The 19,185-nt window shown below is 39.1% G+C and carries 16 protein-coding genes; 8 read left to right on the top strand and 8 right to left on the bottom strand.

Going from position 1 to position 19,185, the window contains the following annotated elements:
- Positions 1–115: 115 nt before the first annotated feature.
- From J8L97_RS09025 to J8L97_RS09010, 4 genes are all read right to left on the bottom strand, one after another.
- Positions 116–1,432: a leucine-rich repeat-containing protein kinase family protein gene (locus J8L97_RS09025; protein ID WP_211048911.1), complete on the bottom strand. Its 1,317-nt coding sequence runs from the start codon at positions 1,430–1,432 to the stop codon at positions 116–118.
- Between the two features lie 61 nt (positions 1,433–1,493).
- A complete protein-coding gene (locus J8L97_RS09020) occupies positions 1,494–1,994 on the bottom strand; it encodes a YcgN family cysteine cluster protein (RefSeq protein ID WP_211048909.1) in 501 nt (166 codons plus the stop codon).
- Between the two features lie 113 nt (positions 1,995–2,107).
- Positions 2,108–3,916 carry a DUF885 family protein gene (locus J8L97_RS09015; RefSeq protein ID WP_247688597.1) on the bottom strand — a complete coding sequence of 603 codons (1,809 nt, stop codon included), beginning with the start codon at positions 3,914–3,916 and terminating at the stop codon, positions 2,108–2,110.
- Positions 3,917–4,199: 283 nt separating this feature from the next.
- On the bottom strand, positions 4,200–6,149 hold the full coding sequence (locus J8L97_RS09010; RefSeq protein WP_247688602.1) for a sensor histidine kinase: 1,950 nt from the start codon (positions 6,147–6,149) through the stop codon (positions 4,200–4,202).
- Positions 6,150–6,523: 374 nt separating this feature from the next.
- Here J8L97_RS09010 and J8L97_RS09005 point away from each other — a divergent pair, with 374 nt between their 5' ends.
- The 5 genes from J8L97_RS09005 to J8L97_RS08985 all read left to right on the top strand — a co-directional run bounded on the left by J8L97_RS09005 (position 6,524) and on the right by J8L97_RS08985 (position 12,872).
- On the top strand, positions 6,524–7,663 hold the full coding sequence (locus J8L97_RS09005) for a Na/Pi symporter (protein ID WP_211048903.1): 1,140 nt from the start codon (positions 6,524–6,526) through the stop codon (positions 7,661–7,663).
- A 190-nt stretch (positions 7,664–7,853) separates the two neighbouring features.
- Complete coding sequence (locus J8L97_RS09000) at positions 7,854–9,521, top strand: hypothetical protein (protein WP_211048901.1); 1,668 nt, start codon at positions 7,854–7,856, stop codon at positions 9,519–9,521.
- A gap of 454 nt (positions 9,522–9,975) precedes the next feature.
- A complete protein-coding gene (locus tag J8L97_RS08995; RefSeq protein WP_211048899.1) occupies positions 9,976–10,521 on the top strand; it encodes a GbsR/MarR family transcriptional regulator in 546 nt (181 codons plus the stop codon).
- A 16-nt stretch (positions 10,522–10,537) separates the two neighbouring features.
- Entirely contained in the window at positions 10,538–11,881 is a 1,344-nt protein-coding gene (locus tag J8L97_RS08990; protein ID WP_211048897.1) for a cytochrome ubiquinol oxidase subunit I, read from the top strand.
- Positions 11,874–12,872, top strand: a complete 999-nt coding sequence (locus J8L97_RS08985; protein ID WP_210994910.1) for a cytochrome d ubiquinol oxidase subunit II — start codon at positions 11,874–11,876, stop codon at positions 12,870–12,872. Before J8L97_RS08990 ends, J8L97_RS08985 begins: the two co-directional genes overlap by 8 nt.
- Positions 12,873–12,949: 77 nt before the next feature.
- On the opposite strand, the gene J8L97_RS08980 is transcribed toward J8L97_RS08985, so the two are convergent.
- Both J8L97_RS08980 and J8L97_RS08975 read right to left on the bottom strand, forming a co-directional pair.
- Positions 12,950–13,966: a lytic transglycosylase domain-containing protein gene (locus tag J8L97_RS08980; RefSeq protein ID WP_211048895.1), complete on the bottom strand. Its 1,017-nt coding sequence runs from the start codon at positions 13,964–13,966 to the stop codon at positions 12,950–12,952.
- Positions 13,959–14,240, bottom strand: coding sequence for a YcgL domain-containing protein (locus tag J8L97_RS08975; protein ID WP_192509269.1), 282 nt, complete (start codon positions 14,238–14,240; stop codon positions 13,959–13,961). Before J8L97_RS08975 ends, J8L97_RS08980 begins: the two co-directional genes overlap by 8 nt.
- 214 nt (positions 14,241–14,454) lie before the next feature.
- Between J8L97_RS08975 and minC the strand changes: the two genes are divergently transcribed.
- From minC to minE, 3 genes are read left to right on the top strand one after another with little or no spacing between them, the layout of a single operon-like run.
- Entirely contained in the window at positions 14,455–15,156 is a 702-nt protein-coding gene (gene minC, locus J8L97_RS08970) for a septum site-determining protein MinC (RefSeq protein ID WP_192509268.1), read from the top strand.
- A 5-nt stretch (positions 15,157–15,161) separates the two neighbouring features.
- Positions 15,162–15,971 (top strand): septum site-determining protein MinD, encoded by an 810-nt coding sequence (gene minD / locus J8L97_RS08965; RefSeq protein WP_192509267.1) that lies wholly within the window; start codon positions 15,162–15,164, stop codon positions 15,969–15,971.
- A gap of 1 nt (position 15,972) precedes the next feature.
- Positions 15,973–16,242, top strand: coding sequence for a cell division topological specificity factor MinE (gene minE / locus J8L97_RS08960; protein WP_210994907.1), 270 nt, complete (start codon positions 15,973–15,975; stop codon positions 16,240–16,242).
- 66 nt (positions 16,243–16,308) lie between these two features.
- Here the strand turns inward: minE and rnd are convergent, their stop codons facing one another.
- Both rnd and J8L97_RS08950 read right to left on the bottom strand, forming a co-directional pair.
- Positions 16,309–17,439 carry a ribonuclease D gene (gene rnd / locus J8L97_RS08955; protein ID WP_211048893.1) on the bottom strand — a complete coding sequence of 377 codons (1,131 nt, stop codon included), beginning with the start codon at positions 17,437–17,439 and terminating at the stop codon, positions 16,309–16,311.
- A 55-nt stretch (positions 17,440–17,494) separates the two neighbouring features.
- Positions 17,495–19,147: an AMP-binding protein gene (locus J8L97_RS08950; protein ID WP_211048891.1), complete on the bottom strand. Its 1,653-nt coding sequence runs from the start codon at positions 19,145–19,147 to the stop codon at positions 17,495–17,497.
- Positions 19,148–19,185: the final 38 nt, after the last annotated feature.

Below are 19,185 nucleotides of genomic sequence, written 5' to 3'. Positions count from 1 at the left end.
AGCTCTTAATTTAACACACCAAAAACTTATTATTTTTAAGCTTACGGCCAGTATAGCAAGCGACTATCAAGGTTTATTCTCTAAAAAATCATCGCTTTTTATCAAATACAAACTGTTATTCTGAACCCAAAATACCCACTAGTTCTAAAAATTTTGGTCTGTTTTTCAACACATTTGAAGTACATGACGCAACGATTTTCACCAACTTTAAATAAGTCTCTTTGTGCTTTTCATCGCTATCGCTACAAACTTGTAGTAAATCCTCAACAAAATATCCAAATGCTCTTACCTCTATTGCTTGCACTGCATCTCGTTGGTACTCACTTAAATGGTGTAACTGGCTCGCAGCACCAAAATCACCAAACAATAAGTGATACTGACCGTTTATGAGAGAATTATGCGCATAAATATCTCCATGACTCACGTTATTCTCATGTAAATGCGCTAAGACCGACGCCATTTGTTGTGCTAATTTATATATGTTATTAATATGGTGTGCTGTTTCTGAAGTAAATGTATCTCTCGTACAAGAACTTAAGCTCGGGGGTAGCCCAAGGTTCCGATATGAGGAAGGGATTAATTCCATAACCATACCAAGTGAAGGTACTGCGTTAATTTGCGCTAACGTTTTAACAAGATTCGAATGTACCCCGGCATTCAAGCAGCAATCTAATTCATCTTGAGGGTAACCATCACTGGTAATATCGCCTTTAAACAATTTTATTGCTACGGTGCTTTTACCTTCCACCTGAGGTTTAGCTAAAAAGATTTCGCCCGACGCACCTTCACCTAACTTTTCTTTAAGCTCGAATTCTGCCAGTTTGTTTTTAGGAAATAAAGTAAGTGCTTCACTTCGAGGCCCACAAACCGGGTTACCCGAAAATGTGAGCCAAGCAAGTTTAGGTAAGTTAAATAGCCAATTGGGCAAGGTATATAACTTATTTGCTGATAAACGAACCAGTTCTAACTCGTTACAATTCGCCATTTTAGCAGGTAACTTCGTCAAGCGGTTTCCAGCCAAAGCCAGCTTCCTAAGCTGTGTCAGCTGCCCCATCGAATCGGGTAATTCAGTTATTTCGTTGTCTGTCAAAATTAACCAACGTACGCTAGGAGGTAAACTATATTCTGCTACTTTCGAAATTTTATTCCCTTTAAACGCGATCATCTCAAGGTTTTTACACTGCCCAAGTACCTCTGGTAGCTCTGTGAATTTATTATTTGACAAAAAAACGATTTTCAAATTATCTAACTGCTTAAATTCAGGTGGCAGTGATGATAATGCATTATTTGATAGATCAAGTATCTCTAAAGACGCTTTTAAGTCTAAAATCTCATGTGGAAATTCAGTTAAATCTTCCACTATTTTCAGTCGTTTCACGGGTCCAATTTCGTTGTTTTTTAGGGTATTTAAGCTGTATTGTGCTGAAAGCATGGGTCTGTATTCTTTTACTGTTTAATTATTTGTTAAATCAACTTCATTTCATGAAGCACACCTAGTCACAATCAAATTGTGGCCAATCTGCTATGTAATCTTCGAAATCTGACTCTATGTCCACGGTATTATCTTTAGTGACTCGGCCCTTGGCGCTGATCCCAGCTTGGTGCATTTTGGTTTTGTCTCCCTCATTAAGTAGAGGATGCCAACTTGCAAGACCTCTACCTTCATATAAACGGCGATAGCTACAGCTTTGTGGCATAAAAAATATGTCTTTGAGGTTTTCTTTTGTCAACTTCACACAAGAAGGCACAAGTTGCTGTCTTTGTTCATAACGTGTGCAACCACAGGTATTTTCATCAATATACTGACACACTAAGCTTGTATAAATAAGCTCTTCACCTTCTCTTAGAAAGTCAGTACTTTCAAATACATCATCTTCATCACTATCAATGAAAGAATGTAAACAACATTTCCCACACCCATCACAGATAGATTCCCATTGCTGTTGTGTCATATTTTCAAGGCTTGTTGAAAGCCAAAACGGTCTTTTAGTCACGTATACATACACTACTTCTGATTGCCCCAAGCCGCGATTTTACGCAACATCACGCGTTTAAGCAAAAGCTCAAAACAATATTTTTGAACTTTTGCTTTTTAATTACCTAGTTGCTATTTTTGACTCGTAACCCATGCCTTAATTTTTTTCTCAAGCAACACCATAGGCAATGCACCATCTATCAATAGCTGACGATGAAATGCTTTAATATCAAACTGTTCACCTAATTCTTTCTGAGCGAGCTCTCTAAGCTCTTGAATTTTAAACTGCCCTATTTTATAGGATACAGCTTGGCCAGGCCACGCGATATAACGTTCCACTTCTGCAATAACATCACTTTTTGCCATCGATGAGTTATTAATCATAAATTCGATTGCTTGTTCACGGGTCCATTTTTTGGCATGTAAGCCGGTATCAACAACTAAGCGCATCGCTCTTAATTGTTCATCAACTAACCGACCATACCACATTAAAGGATCAGTAAATAACCCGAGTTCTTTCCCTAAGCTTTCAGCATATAATGCCCACCCTTCAGAAAAAACAGTATATCCCCCAAACTTTCTAAATAACGGTAAGTCTTTGATCTCTTGTTGTAAGGCAATTTGAAAATGATGCCCTGGTGCGGCTTCATGAATTGACAATGTTTCAACTAAAAACTTAGGTTGAGCCTTTAAATTGTGTGTATTTATATAAAAGACACCGGGTCGGGAGCCATCAGGAGCAGGGCTTGCGTATGAAGCGCCAGCGGCTGATTGTGCTCTATATGCTTCAACAGCTTTTACGACATAATCTGCTTTAGGCTGTACATCAAATAACGAGGGAACTTTGGCGTCTATTCTACGTTTCGCATCTTCATAAGCTGCGATTAAGTCTTGCGAAGAATCAAAATAAAATTCGTCGCTCTCCCTTAAATGAATGAAAAATTCTTGCAAATCTCCCTGAAACTGTACTTGTTCTTTAACCCAGTTCATTTCATTACGAATTCGTTGAACTTCGTTTAGACCTGTTTGGTGTATTTCATCCGCACTTAGTGAAAGTGTCGTATGTCGTTCTATTTGATATTCATACCATGCATTGCCATTTGGTATAGCGCTTATCCCAACAGAGCTGCGACTATTCGGTATATACTCTTCTTCTAAAAAGCGTGCCATTTTGGCGTACGCAGGTATAAGTGATCGCTCAATCATAATCCGATAGCTTGAACGTAAATTCGCAACTTCTGCTTCTTTAAAGGATTCTGGTAACTTTTTGATTGGTTTCCAAAAAATAGAGTCTTCTGCTTTATTTACGATATGTGCTTTAAATTGCGGCAACAGCTTTTCACTTAATACTTGCGGTAATACAACATCATTTTTAATACCTAACCGCATATTATCAACGATGCCATCAAGCCAAATAAAATACTGTTCAGCTCTAGAAAGAAAATTCATATAATCACTGACTGTATTAAAAGGCTGTGCGCTGGCACCTGAACCTAAACTCGCAAACGTATTGTGCGCGCCCGTCATTTGGTTAATTGGCATCATATAAGAAGGAAATTCAGTTCCCCTTAGTGAAAAGGCCAAATCACGTAACAATACATCATAACTCAGCAGGCTTTGCCCAGATAACTGGCTCTTGTCAATCTTTGACAATTGTGCCTGATATTTTTTTAAGAACTCGATATATGCTTGTCGAGTATCTTCGGTACTCGGCTTATTAAACTGACCATTGTATTGGGTATAGCCAATAAATGTACCGCTTACTGGTCTTAGTGATATTGATTCATCAAAGTAACTTTTGGCAATCAATGCCATACTCTCATTTGCAGAGCGAAGCTTTTGAATTTTAGTTGTGCTTTCTATTGAGTTACTAGACTCTAGTAACTGGCAACCGCTTGCCATAAGTCCAATAGTTATTGCAATTGAAACGTTTTTAAACATTACTATCATTACCTTATCACTTTATTAGAAGTGTCTGATTCTGACAGAGAACATCTAACTAAACCATAACTTATCGGAATTCAGCCGTGAAACACATTAAAGTCATCACATACAAATCAAATAATAAGTTATTCCCCCATAAATGAAGCACCCAATGTAAGTGATCAATAAAGTAGGGATCTCGCTAAGCAATGAATGCTGTATTTGATGTACGAGAATGTGGAGTTTTACCCTGTAAAGAAAAACGGATTATACATTATGATCGGTTAATGTGACTTACAGGTTACGCTGCAGAAGCAATTCTACATGGTAATATCAGTTCAATGCACAAGCCACCTAGTAAGCTATTGTGAGAACCGATTTTACCATGATGCGCTTCTATTATTTTTTTACACATTGCCAAGCCCATCCCCTTACCTCCAAGCATCGCACTGCGAGATGCTTCTTGGCGATAAAGCGGTTGGAAAAGCTGTTGGTGAGCTTCATAGGTCAACGGTGTTCCTGAGTCCTCTATTCTGATGATAATACCTTCAACCTGCTCAACAAAGCTCAATTCCACTTCGACATTTTTACCACCAAAACGCAATGCGTTTTTTACCACCTCAATAATGACTTTTTTTAATGCCGAGGAGTCAAAGTTCAAACTGTCGATAGAATTAAGGTGATTATGCAACGTTAAGCTTTGATGACGCATATCGACTAAATGCTGACACTCTTGATGGACTTCATTAATAAAAGGCCTCAAGGAAACCGACTCAACCTTCAATAACTTATGCATATCCCCCTTACTTGTGACAAGCATCAATGAATTTATAAATTGATTTAGCTCATCAATTTTATCCATCAGTTTAGTATATGAATCATGAACGTTATCAACGATATTGTGCTGCAATGACTCCACCTGAATTTTCATAACCGTAAGAGGTGTTCTTAATTCGTGAGATAGATCCGTAAACAATTGCGCTTCATGTTTCTTGATGTCTTGTTTTTGCTGCTCAGATGTACGCTTTTCAAATGCAACAGTCTGATTGAGCGAATTAACTTGGTTTTGTAACTGAAATACAAGCTGCTTTTGAACTGACTTATGTTGAATTGCCATGGCAACCGTAAACAAACAAACCTCAACTAAATAGCCTATTTTAATGTAACTGGCAATTTCAAAGACATCGAATACGTTGCCATAACTCGCGCCCATTATCGTTAACACATTAAGAAACAATACATGATTGAATAGGCTCAATGAAAAAACTCGGATCCCTGGGGCTTGTTGCTTTAGTGCCCAAATACATGTGTACACAAACAGTGGAATAATAAATGTACTTGTTAATAAGTTGTAGTACACCGTTTCAATATAGAGCGCTAAGGGCACCAGCAGGCAATACACAGTAATCGCAATGATATATATACTGTTCAATACTGAATGGTGATGCTGTAACTGTAAAAAGCCGCGTACGAATAACAAATGGAATATTGGCACAATGGCCATTAACGCAATTGAAAATTGACCTGCAAAGAGCCCATTTTGAGGCCAAAGATATTGAAATGAAAACCCTGCCATATCGACGACGATGGCTAAAAACAATAGAGTCCAAATAGCATAAAATACATTTGTCATATTCAAATTAAATGACAAATTAACAACGACAATCAGTAAAATTGCTGCAATCACCCCAACTAATGCTGCGTTAGTCAACAAACTAGATTGTGATGTACTCAAGTAATGTTCAGCGCTATGAATACGGATATTGGCTGGTGCATTGGCAAATGTTTGGTAACTGACATATAGCGTTTTGGTTTCCCCTGAGGTCAGTTCTATGGGGATATAGGTTTGTGGGTCTAACACTGGCCGTTCATAGAAGGAACTACTTTCAGTCAGCTTGTATAAAGGTGCATCATCCGGTGTATCTTCCCAATACACCATAAGTCTTGGTAAGCGTGCAAATCCAAATGAGAGATACCATAATGCCGTATCTGAATCATTGACTATTGTGACTTTAAGCCACCGATCGTACTGCTGATTATGGGGTTTTTTTTGTTCCAAATTGAAGGGAGATAACAACTGCGGTTGATCAATAAATTGTTGTTTAGACGTAATGATCTCGGAAAAATCGTTATAATGAAGCGCGCTGGGTTTTACAGAATAGACTACTTGTTTATTGGTAAGTGTTAATTTAACATCCTGAGCAAACAAATTTGTACACATTAGCAACAGGAGTAGATTTACTAGCTTCATTGTAGTCACAATTCTCTCTTTGATTAACAATAGCTTAATCTTAAAAAATGTAGAGAATATGGAGAAGCATTCTCATTTAAAGCACTTGCACTTTACGGCTCCCCTCCTTTGCAGCTTTGTAAAGTAATGTAAATAGGTATAGTGTATACTCTGTAACCAAATTATATATTAAGATAAATAATATCAATACCTTAAATTTAAAACTCGCACTTTCATCAGAGTTATCGTAATGAATTTATCAGTACTTTTTGCCATTCGCCGAATTTCTAATCACACTGAAATATTTCTGTAATATTTCAATGTTCTAATCACCTCGAAATAAAAACGTCATATTAGCCTAATTAATGAGCTAGACATACACTTGAGACTATACAATGAGTGAATCAAACCAAAATTCGTTATTTTCAAAAGCTACCAATTGGGCAGCAATCGCATTTCTAGTCTATTTAGTACTTGTTGCGGTAGGAACAGTCAGTGGTGGATTTAAACTTGCTTCAGGCGGTAGCGCTGGTGCAAAAGAAATATTTGAATTTGCAACTAACCCATTTGTTGCTTTGCTCCTTGGCGCATTAGCCACCGCACTTGTGCAATCATCTTCTACGGTAACATCCGTCATTGTTGGCTTAGTAGCTGGTGGTTTACCAATTAGTATCGCCATACCTATGGTCATGGGTGCAAACATTGGCACCACCATAACAAATACACTGGTTTCAATCGGCCACATTCGCTCAAAAGAAGAGTTTCAACGCGCCTTTGCTGCCTCCACGGTACACGACTTTTTTAACTTACTGGCAGTCGCTATATTCCTACCTTTAGAAATTATGTTTGGCATGTTACAAAAACTTGCTGAAAGTCTATCTCATTTATTTGTCGGCGATGCTGATTTATCGCTTAAAAGTTATAACTTTATAAAACCTCTTGTTAAACCTGCGGTTAATGTAATTAAAGACGCCGTGAGCTTTCTCGATGGTAAAGCCATTGGTATTGCAATGGTCGTCATTGGTATTGCCCTGATCCTATTTGCCGTAACCACGTTAGGAAAGTTGCTTAAAAAAGCGTTAGTTGGTACTGCAAAAGAATTACTACACAGTGCAATTGGTCGCGGTCCAATCGCGGGTATTACTTCAGGTGCAGCGGTGACTATTATGGTTCAATCATCTTCTACCACAACGAGTTTAATGATCCCATTAGCTGGTAGTGGCGTGTTTAATACACGGCAAATCTATCCTTTCACACTAGGTGCGAATATAGGAACGACCATCACTGCATTGCTTGCTGCAACCTCTATTTCGGGAGCTGCTGCCGAGGTTGCCTTAACTATTGCCCTAGTACACGTGATGTTTAATATATTTGCGGTAGCGCTAATATATGGGATCCCAACCTTACGTGAGTTGCCACTGATTATGGCAGAAAAGCTCGCTAAAATAGGCGCTAACAACAAACCAGCCGCGCTTGGATACGTTTTAGGTTCCTTCTTTATCGTACCAGGACTCATTATGATGGCAGTTCGCTAAAACAATCAATTGTTAATATGCCAGCACTATGCTGGCTTTTTTCATATTGGTTTGCACATTGCAAACTTAACCGCGTCTCTCCGTCATACATAAAGCTAACCTTCTAATTAATATAAGCTTTATTTGGGTCATTTGTTGGTATATTAACTGCTTTAAAAACATATCACTCTTGTCTCAGTAGGACCCAGATATGTCACAATTAAGCGTTAAGTTTAACCTAGAACATGCAAAAGCGACTCTGTCAGAGTCATTTTATGATATTGACGTGACATGCAATGGCGACGCTCATGCTGTGGTGCAAATGAAAAATGAGTGTGGTCACTTATTGATTTGGGGCGATGTCGCACAACAAGCGCGCGACCGAGAAATTTGGCATAGCGTTCAACAAAATCAACAACCGACCGTCGCCGGTCGAAGTTGGCTATTTATAAATTTACTGAGCCGAACTATTTACGCTGGAGCTGATCTATACGGTCTATTTCCGGTCTTTCTCTATCAAGATACTGACAACATTATCGTTTCATCAAGCCGTCAAGCCTTAGTGGAAATGTTAGGTCGCCCCATTGCTTTAAATTCTAATGCGATGCGATGTATGCTGACCTTTGGTCAACTCTTTAATGAAATGAGCATTTTAGAGAATACTCACCACATCAGCGCAAGTTCAACATTTTCCTTATCGTTATCCTCTGAACGACTGTTCAAGCTTAAAACAGCGACTTTAAGTGAAGCAGCTAATCGCACAACAAACTTTAGTGACGCTGTAGAAGCCGTTGTAGAATCTGTCAGAGCAAGCATTGACAACTGTCAAAACCCAATGCTTTCCCTTTCTGGCGGTCTTGACTCTCGGCTTATTCTTGCTTGTTGCGAAGCTTTGAATATGAAACTGCCTGCTTTATGCTACGGTAATAAACACAGCGCAGATGCAAAAATTGCTGCTGAGCTTTCAAGTGTTTGTAATATCAAACTTTTTACCAGTTCAGATTTAGCGGGAAATGTAACAATTGAAAATAGTAAACGGATTGCGCTGGCCGGACAAGGAGAAGTCCCAATCCACCATGCACATGCATTAATTGATGCATCTCTTGTCGCCGCGACAAAAAACCACACGTTATTGACGGGTACAGGTGCAGAAACATATCGAGCTTTTTATTATGACCGAGGAATGCCTGGTTTTTCAGCTTTCGGTCTGAAATGCCTAAACCGTTTAACAATGCCAAGAGTTGAGCGCTACATCACCGAAGAATATGGAAAAACAGCCCGTACGGCTTTTGAATTATTTCCTGAATACGCTGAACAATTACAGGCGCAAGTACGTGAATTACTTCAAGCATTGAATGATAATAGCTATAGTGCAGCACAATTTGCCGATAATTTCTATTTGAAAGTTCGGGCTGCAAGAATGGTTGTTGCAGGTCAACAGTTACTAGATGAAGACTACAATCGAACCCACCCATTTTTGTCCCCAGAGGTCGTATCTGCAATAGGCTCGTTGCCAGCGAACTTTAAAGTCAGTAGTGCATTTCATCGAAAAGCGATTTGTAAATTATCGCCAAAGCTCGGCGCCATAAACTGGGATAAAACGTCAAAACCACTAAACAAGGGACTCACGTTATTTCAACGCTACCCAGGCCTTGCGTCTCGGTTTGGTTTTGGTCATTTTTTTGGCAAAAGTTCAATACCTATGTTTGAGTATCAATATAATCAAGACACAACTAACAACTTAGAGGCCGTGTTAAAATATATAGGTATCAACGAGGAGAAGAATATTCAAGCTTGTTATTCAGAAATGGAAAAGTCTGGCACTTTAGCGCATGCACTTGGGTTAACAGCTGTTTGGCAACACTTATTGATGAATTGATATTTTAAAGTAGCGCCCTGAATAACAAGGCGCTCACTTCTTAGAAATAGTCACCTAAGTAACAACAGCACATTGGACTTACCTGATAGGCCAAACGGGCCCTTAACGCCAATAACTGGTGGTTAAATAGAGTGCGATCCAAAATCATAGACCTTCAATTTAATCCAGCTCCACCCGAACTAATTACTAGGATATCTTTGGCTATCGCCGTTTCAAAGTCAAATCAGGACAAAAATATAGCACTCCTTTTAGACGCTAATTAAGTAGACGCTAATTAAGCTTCATATCAAACTCACTAATATTTTTATTCAATTTAAAACAAAAGGTTACAGCATGTATAAAACAACTTATTAATCTTGCTATTATTTGATTAAAATATCCTCATTAAAAGCTTGATCCAAATCAAATGTCCCTATATATTTAAGTTTCAATAATTACTGAAAGTTTAATAACTATGATTTTATCTCCTAAAATTGAAAACTTCGTGCTTCATTGCGGTGAAATGGGTAGTCGCTGGGGCTTCAATCGGACAATTGGGCAAATGGTTGGGCTACTCGTCATCAATGAGAAACCACTTACAGCCAATGAAATTGCTGAAGCACTAAAAATCAGCCGTGGCAACGTCAGTATGGGGATCAAAGAGTTGCAATCTTGGCAACTTGTGAAAGTTCATCATATTCCAGGGGACCGTAAAGAGTACTATTCACCTAACGGGTCTATTTGGGACCTTGCAAACAAAGTATTTGAAGAACGTCGAAAAAGAGAAATAGATCCAACACTTACTCTATTAAGAGGCCAAATTTTAGATAACGCCAACACACCCGAAGAGGAGTATGCCCAAGACCAAATGCAATCTATTCATGACCTTTTGGAAACCGTCACTAAATGGTCAGCTGAACTCCAACGCTTATCACCTGAACAACTTCAATCTTTAATGAAATTAGGTTCGTCTGTCAGTAAAGTCATTGATTTAAAAGATAAGCTTCTTAGAAAGTCGTAAAAAGCAGAGGTGCGTCATGCTTGATACATTATTACTATCCCGGATCCAGTTCGCAACAAACATTAGTTTTCACATTCTATTTCCTACCATAACCATAGCGCTTGGATGGTTTTTGGTATTTTTTAAAATACGGTATGATTTGACCCAGCACCCCGTCTGGCTAAGGGCCTACCGTTTTTGGGTCAAGATATTTGCCCTAACCTTTGCGCTTGGCGTAGTCAGTGGCATTACCATGTCATTTCAATTTGGTACAAACTGGCCCGGCTTTATGGAAAAAGTCGGTAACATTGCTGGCCCATTATTAGGCTATGAAGTACTAACCGCATTTTTCATGGAAGCCACATTTTTGGGCATCATGCTCTTTGGAATGAAGCGTGTTTCCCCTAAAGTTCATACCCTATCCACAATAGTTGTCGCCGTCGGTACTACTATTTCAGCATTTTGGATACTGTCATTGAACTCCTGGATGCAGACTCCGGCAGGATTTGAATTACGTGATGGTATTGTGTATCCAACCGACTGGTTTGCGGTCATTTTTAATCCTTCATTTCCCTACCGATTTTTCCACATGCTGTTGGCGAGTGGCTTAACGGCTTCCTTCCTAATTGCTGGCGTAAGTAGTTATAGATTACTCAAAAAGGATGACAAACATGCACCACAAGTCACGTTAAAAGTTGCGTTGACAGTTGCAGCCATACTTGCGCCATTACAAGTTTTTGTCGGTGACCTCCATGGATTGAATACACTTGAACACCAGCCTCAAAAAGTCGCAGCAATGGAAGGTGCTTGGGAAACTGAAAAAGGCCTCCCATTAGTGTTATTCGCTATTCCCAATGAACACACACGTAGTAATGATTTTGCTATTGAAATACCCAAAGCAGCTAGCTTAATTTTGACCCATGATTTAGACGGAGAAATCAAGGGGCTAAATGAGTTTCAAGGCGAGCACCCACCCATTAAACCCGTATTTTTTGGCTTTAGAATAATGGTTGGCATTGGTATGCTAATGATCATTGTTGCGTATTTTAGTCGGTTTACTTTATGGCGAAATAAAAAACTAAACAGTTGGCAATTAAAATTACTCGTGTACATGAGTTTCTCTGGCTGGATAGCAACACTTGCTGGATGGTATGTAACAGAAATAGGCCGTCAACCCTACCTAGTCTCTGGCATTCTCACCGTTGAAGAAGCGGTAACATTAGTGCCATCAAGCAACGTTGCTATTTCTCTTGCCGCGTATTTATTGACTTACCTTGTTTTGCTCGTCGTTTACATTAAAACCTTATTTTATACGGCCGACAAAGCCGTTCAAGTCGAAGAGTATGACTACTCAACAATGCCAGAGGTAACCAATGCTTAGTCCTGAAATGTTATCTTATATCTATGCTTCCTTAATGGCACTGTCTATTTTGGTTTATGCTATTTTAGACGGTTATGACTTAGGCGTAGGTATTCTATTACCAACAAAACATGATGAACATGCAAATACCATGATCGCCTCTATCGGGCCTTTTTGGGATGCCAACGAAACCTGGCTTGTGCTTGCTGTTGGCCTTGCGCTTATCGCTTTCCCGACAGCACATAGTATTATCCTCCAAGCTTTGTATCTGCCTGTCACAATCATGCTTATTGGCTTAATACTGCGTGGTGTCGCATTTGATTTTAGGGCGAAAGCGAAAACCAAAAGAAAACAGCTATGGGATACTATTTTCAAAGCTGGATCGATCATTAGTGCGTTTATGCAAGGCTTTATGCTTGGTTTATATGTCATGTCATTTGAGACAACGGTCGTATCATTTACATTTGCCATGCTTAGTGGCGCTGGCGTTGTCGCCGCCTATACATTAATTGGATCCGCATGGTTAATATTAAAAACGGAAGGTGAACTACAATTAAAGGCTATTCAATGGTGTAAAACAGCAGGACGGATCACCTTTTTGGGTGTCATCGCGGTTTCTATCATTAACCCCTTAATAAACAATGATGTATATACTCGTTGGTTTGAGTCTAACCTATTTACATTACTGCTTTGTGTACCACTGTTATGCTTGAGTTTGTTCTTTATTCAAGATAAAGCACTCAAACGGTTAGTACTAGCCCCAACTAAAAGAGCTTGGCAACCATTTATCATTTCGGCTGTCATTTTTGGGCTGTGCTTTTTTGGCTTAACATACAGCTTCTATCCCTTTGTTGTTCCGGGACAACTCACCATATTTGAAGCCGTTGCAGCACCTGAATCACTCAACTTTTTGTTGTATGGCGTCGCAATCGTCGTACCTACCATAATAACTTACACGATTTTTTCATATCGTGTTTTTTGGGGGAAAGTACAACCTCTTTCATACTATTAATTATTCACGTAGAGATATATTTAGCGCAAACAAAAAGGCAACCTGTTGGAGGGCTGCCTTTTTTATCTATTCCCCTACTAAATCTTAGGGTAAGCAATTCTATCTGATAAGTAACCTACACTTGTTGCGAAATAATAGGAACGATTCCAGTGCATCAGTGCTTTATAATTATCATATGCCAGATACATTCTGCCATTGATATCATCAGGCATGACAAGAGCTGCTGTAATATCTACTAAAGGTAGATTTGTACCATCTGCTTTTCGCAACCCCAGTGATTGCCACTTAGCAAGCGAACGTTCCGAATCCTTCCAATATTCTAGCCATTGTTTACGAGTCTTAGTTCCACGCTTTAGAACATACTCACTATTCAACCCTTCTGGAAGTTTCACTTGACGCCCCCAAGTTAAATCGTCGTTCCAGCCAGCTTGTTTTAAATAATTCGCGATTGAGGCAAATGCATCGAGTTCGGTCGTCCAGATGTCTTTTCGTCCGTCTTTATCATAATCAACTGCATATGCATTAAAAGAGGTCGGCATAAACTGAGTTTGACCCATCGCACCAGCCCAAGAACCCTTAAACTTTTCTAATGAGATATGCCCGTTTTTTAATATATCTAATGCAGCCCATAGCTGACGTTTATATAATGCTTCTCGGCGCCCATCAAATGCCAATGTGACAAGTGAGCTAATCACTGAATAACCCCCTTGAATGCGGCCAAAGTTGCTTTCTAGTCCCCATAAAGCGACGATAAAACGAGCCTGAACACCGAATTCTTGTGCTATTTTCTCAAGTTCTACTTGATGCTTTTTATACAGTTTTCTGGCCCGGTCTATTTTCCATTGCGGCACACGTTTAGGTAGATACGTTTCTAATGTTTCTACTACTTCAGGTTGATTTTTATCCGCCTTAATCACCTTCTTTTTAAACTTTGCCGTAGCGAAGGCTTCGTCAATCAAAGATTGCTCATACCCCTTTTGCTGCGCTTCTTGTTTTAGGGCATTGACATACAGATCAAACTTCTCTTGTGTGTTAGCATAACTGGTTGTTGATAAAACAACTGATGCCAATGATAGTGAAATTGTCTTAATCACTTTCTACTCCGTTGTGAGCCTTAAACTGATCCAGTAAGTTTTCTTCTGGTGGTGGTATTTGCAAGTAAAAACCATCTTCACTTAACTTTTCCTTAACCAATACTATATCAGCGATGCCTAATTTTTCACGTTTTGATAAGTCAAACATCATGACATACTTAGGTAGCCCAAACATATCCATCAATGCTTCAGGGATCTTGCTAAAATCGTCACGTTTCTCTATATAAAGATAGGTATCGGCTTTTTTTGAACTTTTATATACAGCAGTAAGCATTATACACCCATAATTTCTTGCTTATGTCTAATCAGCACTATACCATGACAGACAGTATATTTGGAAAGTTTTGCGACGCTTAGACGTATTAAATACGGGGCCAAACAATAATACTATTATAAAGTAACACATAGGTCCGTTTGTAAAAGATCTACAAAACTCTAACGTGTTCCCTTTTGAACTTTCTTGAATTTGTATAGTTATTAGAGCGCTTATGTCAGATCAAATATTTGAGTTAAAAGGAAACTTATTTACTCTTTCTGTTTTACACTTGTTCTCCGTTGACATTGCACGATTACGAAGTGAACTGGATGAAAAGATTTCCCAAGCACCAAAATTCTTTTTTGGTGCACCCATAGTTGTCAATCTTGCTGAAATCCAAGAGGTAGAGGTTGACTTTGCATTACTGAAAACAACCTTGTCTGATCTACAACTGAATCCTGTTGGTGTATGTAACGGTACTGAACAACAGCATAATCAAGCTAAATCAGCCAAACTGTCAGTATTGAACTATAGTAAAGATATAAAACCAACTACTCCAACTCAAACAGCGACTGAAGTCGTAGAAAAGCAAATTTATTTGCCCGCACAAATCGTTCAGGCAACAGTTCGCTCTGGACAACAAATTTATGCGAAAGACAGAGACTTAATTGTATTAGGCTCTGTGAGTCATGGTGCAGAAGTTATTGCCGACGGTAATATACATATTTATGGCACACTGCGTGGCAGAGCCATTGCAGGAGCGCAAGGGTACGAGGAAGCAAGTATATATTGTCAACGCCTTGAGGCAGAACTCGTGTCAATAAATGGCAGTTACTGGATCAGTGATTCACTCCAAGGTGAACATTGGGGCAACCCTGCTCAAATAAAACAAATTAATGATTCATTAGAAATTACCGCTTTGGTCAAAGGATAATTCAGATGGCAAAAATTATTGTCGTAACATCAGGTAAAGGTGGCGTTGGTAAAACAACTTCAAGCGCTGCAATAGGTACTGGGCTTGCCTTAAAAGGCTACAAAACAGCCATAATCGACTTTGATATTGGTTTACGTAATTTAGATTTGATCATGGGCTGCGAGCGTCGTGTAGTATACGATTTCGTAAACGTAATAAACGGTGAAGCTAATCTAAATCAAGCACTAATTAAAGACAAACGTGTTGAAAAGCTATTTATATTGCCAGCCTCACAAACACGGGACAAAGATGCTCTGACCAGAGACGGTGTAGAAAAAGTCTTGAATGAGATGAAAGAAAGTTTTGATTACATTATTTGTGATTCACCTGCGGGGATCGAAGCTGGCGCAATGATGGCCCTTTATTTCGCAGATGAAGCCATTGTAACTACGAACCCGGAAGTTTCATCAGTAAGAGACTCCGACCGTATCTTAGGTATATTACAAAGCAAATCACAACGAGCTGAACAAGGCTTGGCGCCAGTTAAAGAGCACCTTCTTTTAACTCGATATAATCCAACGAGAGTAGAAAATGGAGAAATGCTTTCAGTCGAGGATGTTCAAGATATCTTGGCTATTGACTTGTTAGGCGTTATCCCCGAATCAACAGCGGTGTTAAATGCATCTAACTCCGGACAACCTGTGGTTTTAGATAGTGAGTCTGATGCAGGACAAGCTTACAGTGATGCGATCAGCCGTCTGCTAGGTGAAGTGATTGATTTTAGGTTTTTAGCCGTCGAAAAGAAAGGCTTACTTAAGCGTATATTTGGAGGTTAACGTGTCATTACTTGACTATTTTCGTTCAGAAAAGAAAAGCAGTGCTTCTTTAGCGAAAGAACGCCTACAAATTATTGTTGCACATGAACGCTCCAAACGTGGTACGCCAGATTATTTGCCTCAGCTTAAACAGGATATACTTGATGTGATCCGCAAGTATGTGAAAGTTGACTCAGACGCAGTTAATGTTCAATTTGAACAAAATGAAGATGACTTAGCTGTTTTAGAGCTTAATGTAACTTTACCTGATGACATTAAGGACGAGAAATAGAAACACATTAAAAAGGCGCTTAATAGAGCGCCTTTTTAATTTTATTTCATAGTGATAAGTAATCGATTACACATCCCATTGAGATAGTGCTTTTTTAACATAGCAATAGCGCCAGTTTTGTAGTAAATCAGGTTTCAACAACACTGCCCGTTCTTCTGCTGTTTTCTTCCAGTTCCAGCTTAATAATTGGTTTATTTGCTTTTTAGATGCGAATACATCAGCGGGAATACCAGCATCAACAGCAACCATTTTTATAATTGCAGAGATATCTTTCGCTGCTTTTTTGTAATTCGGATAATCTATCAGTCTTAATAGCTTTTCTGGACAATTGGACTCAGTTACTGCTTTACCACGTTCAACACATTGTAAAATCTCTTTGCCTGAACGATTTACCTCACTCAGTTCAATACCCGGTATGTTTCTTAGACTGACTAAAGTTGTCGGCCTGCGCTTGGCAACTTCTACCATATTCAGCTCTTTCAACACAAAACTGAGCGCTAAATTCTTTTTTTGTGCTTTAGCTCTGCGCCAAGCTGCTAACTCTTTTAATACTGCTAAATCTCGAGGCTTTAATTGCCATGCATTTTTAATATCTAAATAGACGTGGTCGTCTGGCACTTCAAATGCACGTTTAGAAGCAATTAATTGTGACTCTTGAATTATGATGTCAAACAAGCTCTTCTCAATGATCTGACTTGCTATTTTCTCAAAACAGGGTAATAGAAAATATACATCACTTGCCGCATAATCAAGCTGATTTTCGGTTAACGGTCTTTGTAACCAATTTGTTCTTGATTCACTTTTGTCGATTTCAACATCTAAAAGCTTTTTCACCATACTTGCAAAGCCGACACAATTACCTTCTCCTAATAACTGCAACGCAAACTGTGTATCAAACATTGGGTGAGGAACAAACCCTGCAAACTTTTGAAATACTTCTATGTCTTCAGATGGCGAATGGAAAACCTTTAAAACTTTTTCATCTTTCAGTAAATGCCAAAACAGCGTAAAGTCTAATTCACATAAAGGGTCTATCAACGCTAAATGTGAGCCGTCGTACACTTGGATTAAGGCAACTTCCGGATATAACGTGCGGCGACGCATAAACTCTGTATCTATTGCAAGAATGGGAGCGTTAGACACCGATGAAACAAACTGATTTAATTGGTTTTGCGTAGTAATTAACTGATACTGCACGTTCACTCCTAGTGAAATTTGTACATAAAAAAACCGGCTAATGCCGGTTTCTTACCTACTCTTTTAAAGCCCTACGAAGTATCTTTCCAACGTTCGTTTTTGGCAGCTCCTCACGGAACTCAACCAATTTAGGGACCTTATAATTTGTAAGATTATCTCGACAATGGCCAATTATATCCTTTTCTGTCAATGATTGGTCTTTTTTCACAACAAATACTTTGACTTGCTCACCACTGACTTCGTGTGGGATCCCGATTGCTGCAACTTCAAGCACACCATCGTGCATTGCAACAACCTCTTCAATTTCATTTGGATAAACATTAAAACCTGAAACAATAATCATATCTTTCTTTCTATCTACGATATAAAAGAACCCATTATCGTCATAAGTGGCTATGTCACCAGTGGCAAACCACCCATCTTGAAGGCATTCAGCCGTCGCATCAGGTCTGTTATAATATCCGGCCATTACTTGTGGACCTTTTACTAATAACTCTCCAGATTCACCTTTGGCTGCTTCTTCACCACTTTCTAATATAATTTTTAATTCTGTACTCGGTGCAGGCAACCCAATTGACCCGTTATACCCATCAAGGTCCCAAGGGCAGATAGTCACTAAAGGTGCACATTCTGTTAAACCATACCCTTCCATTAACTTACTGCTGGTTACCTTTTGCCACTTTTCGGCAACCGGACGCTGAACAGCCATTCCCCCACCAAGTGACATCTTCAAGCTGGAAAAGTCTAACTCAGCAAAACCTGGCGTATTTAATAAACCATTAAAAAGTGTATTTACACCGGTAATCGCAGTAAAGCGTTGTTTAGCCAATTCTTTAACAAAACCAGGCATATCACGTGGGTTAGTGATCAGTATATTGTGTCCACCATACTTCATAAACGTCAAGCAATTCGCTGTAAGTGCAAATATATGATAAAGCGGTAATGCGGTAATAACGACTTCTTTACCATTATCTAGCACTTTGTCTAAACACCCTGAAACCTGCTCTAAATTGCCAACCATGTTGCCATGAGTCAACATGGCGCCTTTAGATACCCCTGTTGTGCCACCGGTGTATTGTAAAAACGCCAAGTCTGTAAGTGATATGTCGGGTACTGTATATAAGTTAGGGTCAGCCGCCACCACTTCTGCAAATGGTATCGTTGCTGGTAACGTAAAATCAGGAACCATTTTTTTAACACGCTTGACCACGAAATTAACAAGGTGTTTTTTGACGCCGCCCATCATATCGCCGATTTCCGTAAGCACAATATGTTTAACGGCTGTTTTTGGTAAAGCGTCTTGTAACGTTTTTGCGAAGTTCGCTAGAATAAATATTGCTTTTGTTTCTGAGTCGTTTAATTGATGCTCAAGCTCACGTACAGTGTATAACGGATTAACATTCACAACTGTACATCCCGCACGCAAAACGCCCAGAATAGAAATAGGTGTTTGTAACAAATTAGGCATCATAACCGCAATTTTGTCACCTTTACCCAACTTCAATACATTTTGAATGTAACTGGCAACTGATTTAGTTGCATCATCGATTTGTTCATAAGTTAACGTCTTCCCCATATTGGAATAAGCAGGTAAAGACCCGAATTCAGTGAAGCTCTTATCCAACATTTCAAGCAACGAGTTATAATGCTCTGGATCGATAGTTTCAGGCATCCCTTTTGGGTAGCGCTTTAGCCAGATTTTTTCCACTCTTAGCTCCTGTGTTCTATTTATTTTTTTAATACGTT

Source organism: Pseudoalteromonas sp. MMG012 (assembly GCF_018100875.1).
Taxonomy (GTDB): domain Bacteria; phylum Pseudomonadota; class Gammaproteobacteria; order Enterobacterales; family Alteromonadaceae; genus Pseudoalteromonas; species Pseudoalteromonas aurantia.
This window is presented reverse-complemented; position numbering and strand designations above follow the sequence as displayed.

What these genes read in the sequence shown, in the direction of transcription:
- J8L97_RS09025 (WP_211048911.1), bottom strand. Translation starts at nt 1,432, where the DNA reads ATGCTTTCAGCACAATACAGCTTAAATACCCTAAAAAACAACGAAATT.
- J8L97_RS09015 (WP_247688597.1), bottom strand. Translation starts at nt 3,916, where the DNA reads ATGTTTAAAAACGTTTCAATTGCAATAACTATTGGACTTATGGCAAGC.
- J8L97_RS09010 (WP_247688602.1), bottom strand. Translation starts at nt 6,149, where the DNA reads ATGAAGCTAGTAAATCTACTCCTGTTGCTAATGTGTACAAATTTGTTT.
- J8L97_RS09005 (WP_211048903.1), top strand. Translation starts at nt 6,524, where the DNA reads ATGAGTGAATCAAACCAAAATTCGTTATTTTCAAAAGCTACCAATTGG.
- J8L97_RS09000 (WP_211048901.1), top strand. Translation starts at nt 7,854, where the DNA reads ATGTCACAATTAAGCGTTAAGTTTAACCTAGAACATGCAAAAGCGACT.
- J8L97_RS08995 (WP_211048899.1), top strand. Translation starts at nt 9,976, where the DNA reads ATGATTTTATCTCCTAAAATTGAAAACTTCGTGCTTCATTGCGGTGAA.
- J8L97_RS08990 (WP_211048897.1), top strand. Translation starts at nt 10,538, where the DNA reads ATGCTTGATACATTATTACTATCCCGGATCCAGTTCGCAACAAACATT.
- J8L97_RS08985 (WP_210994910.1), top strand. Translation starts at nt 11,874, where the DNA reads ATGCTTAGTCCTGAAATGTTATCTTATATCTATGCTTCCTTAATGGCA.
- J8L97_RS08975 (WP_192509269.1), bottom strand. Translation starts at nt 14,240, where the DNA reads ATGCTTACTGCTGTATATAAAAGTTCAAAAAAAGCCGATACCTATCTT.
- minC (WP_192509268.1), top strand. Translation starts at nt 14,455, where the DNA reads ATGTCAGATCAAATATTTGAGTTAAAAGGAAACTTATTTACTCTTTCT.
- minD (WP_192509267.1), top strand. Translation starts at nt 15,162, where the DNA reads ATGGCAAAAATTATTGTCGTAACATCAGGTAAAGGTGGCGTTGGTAAA.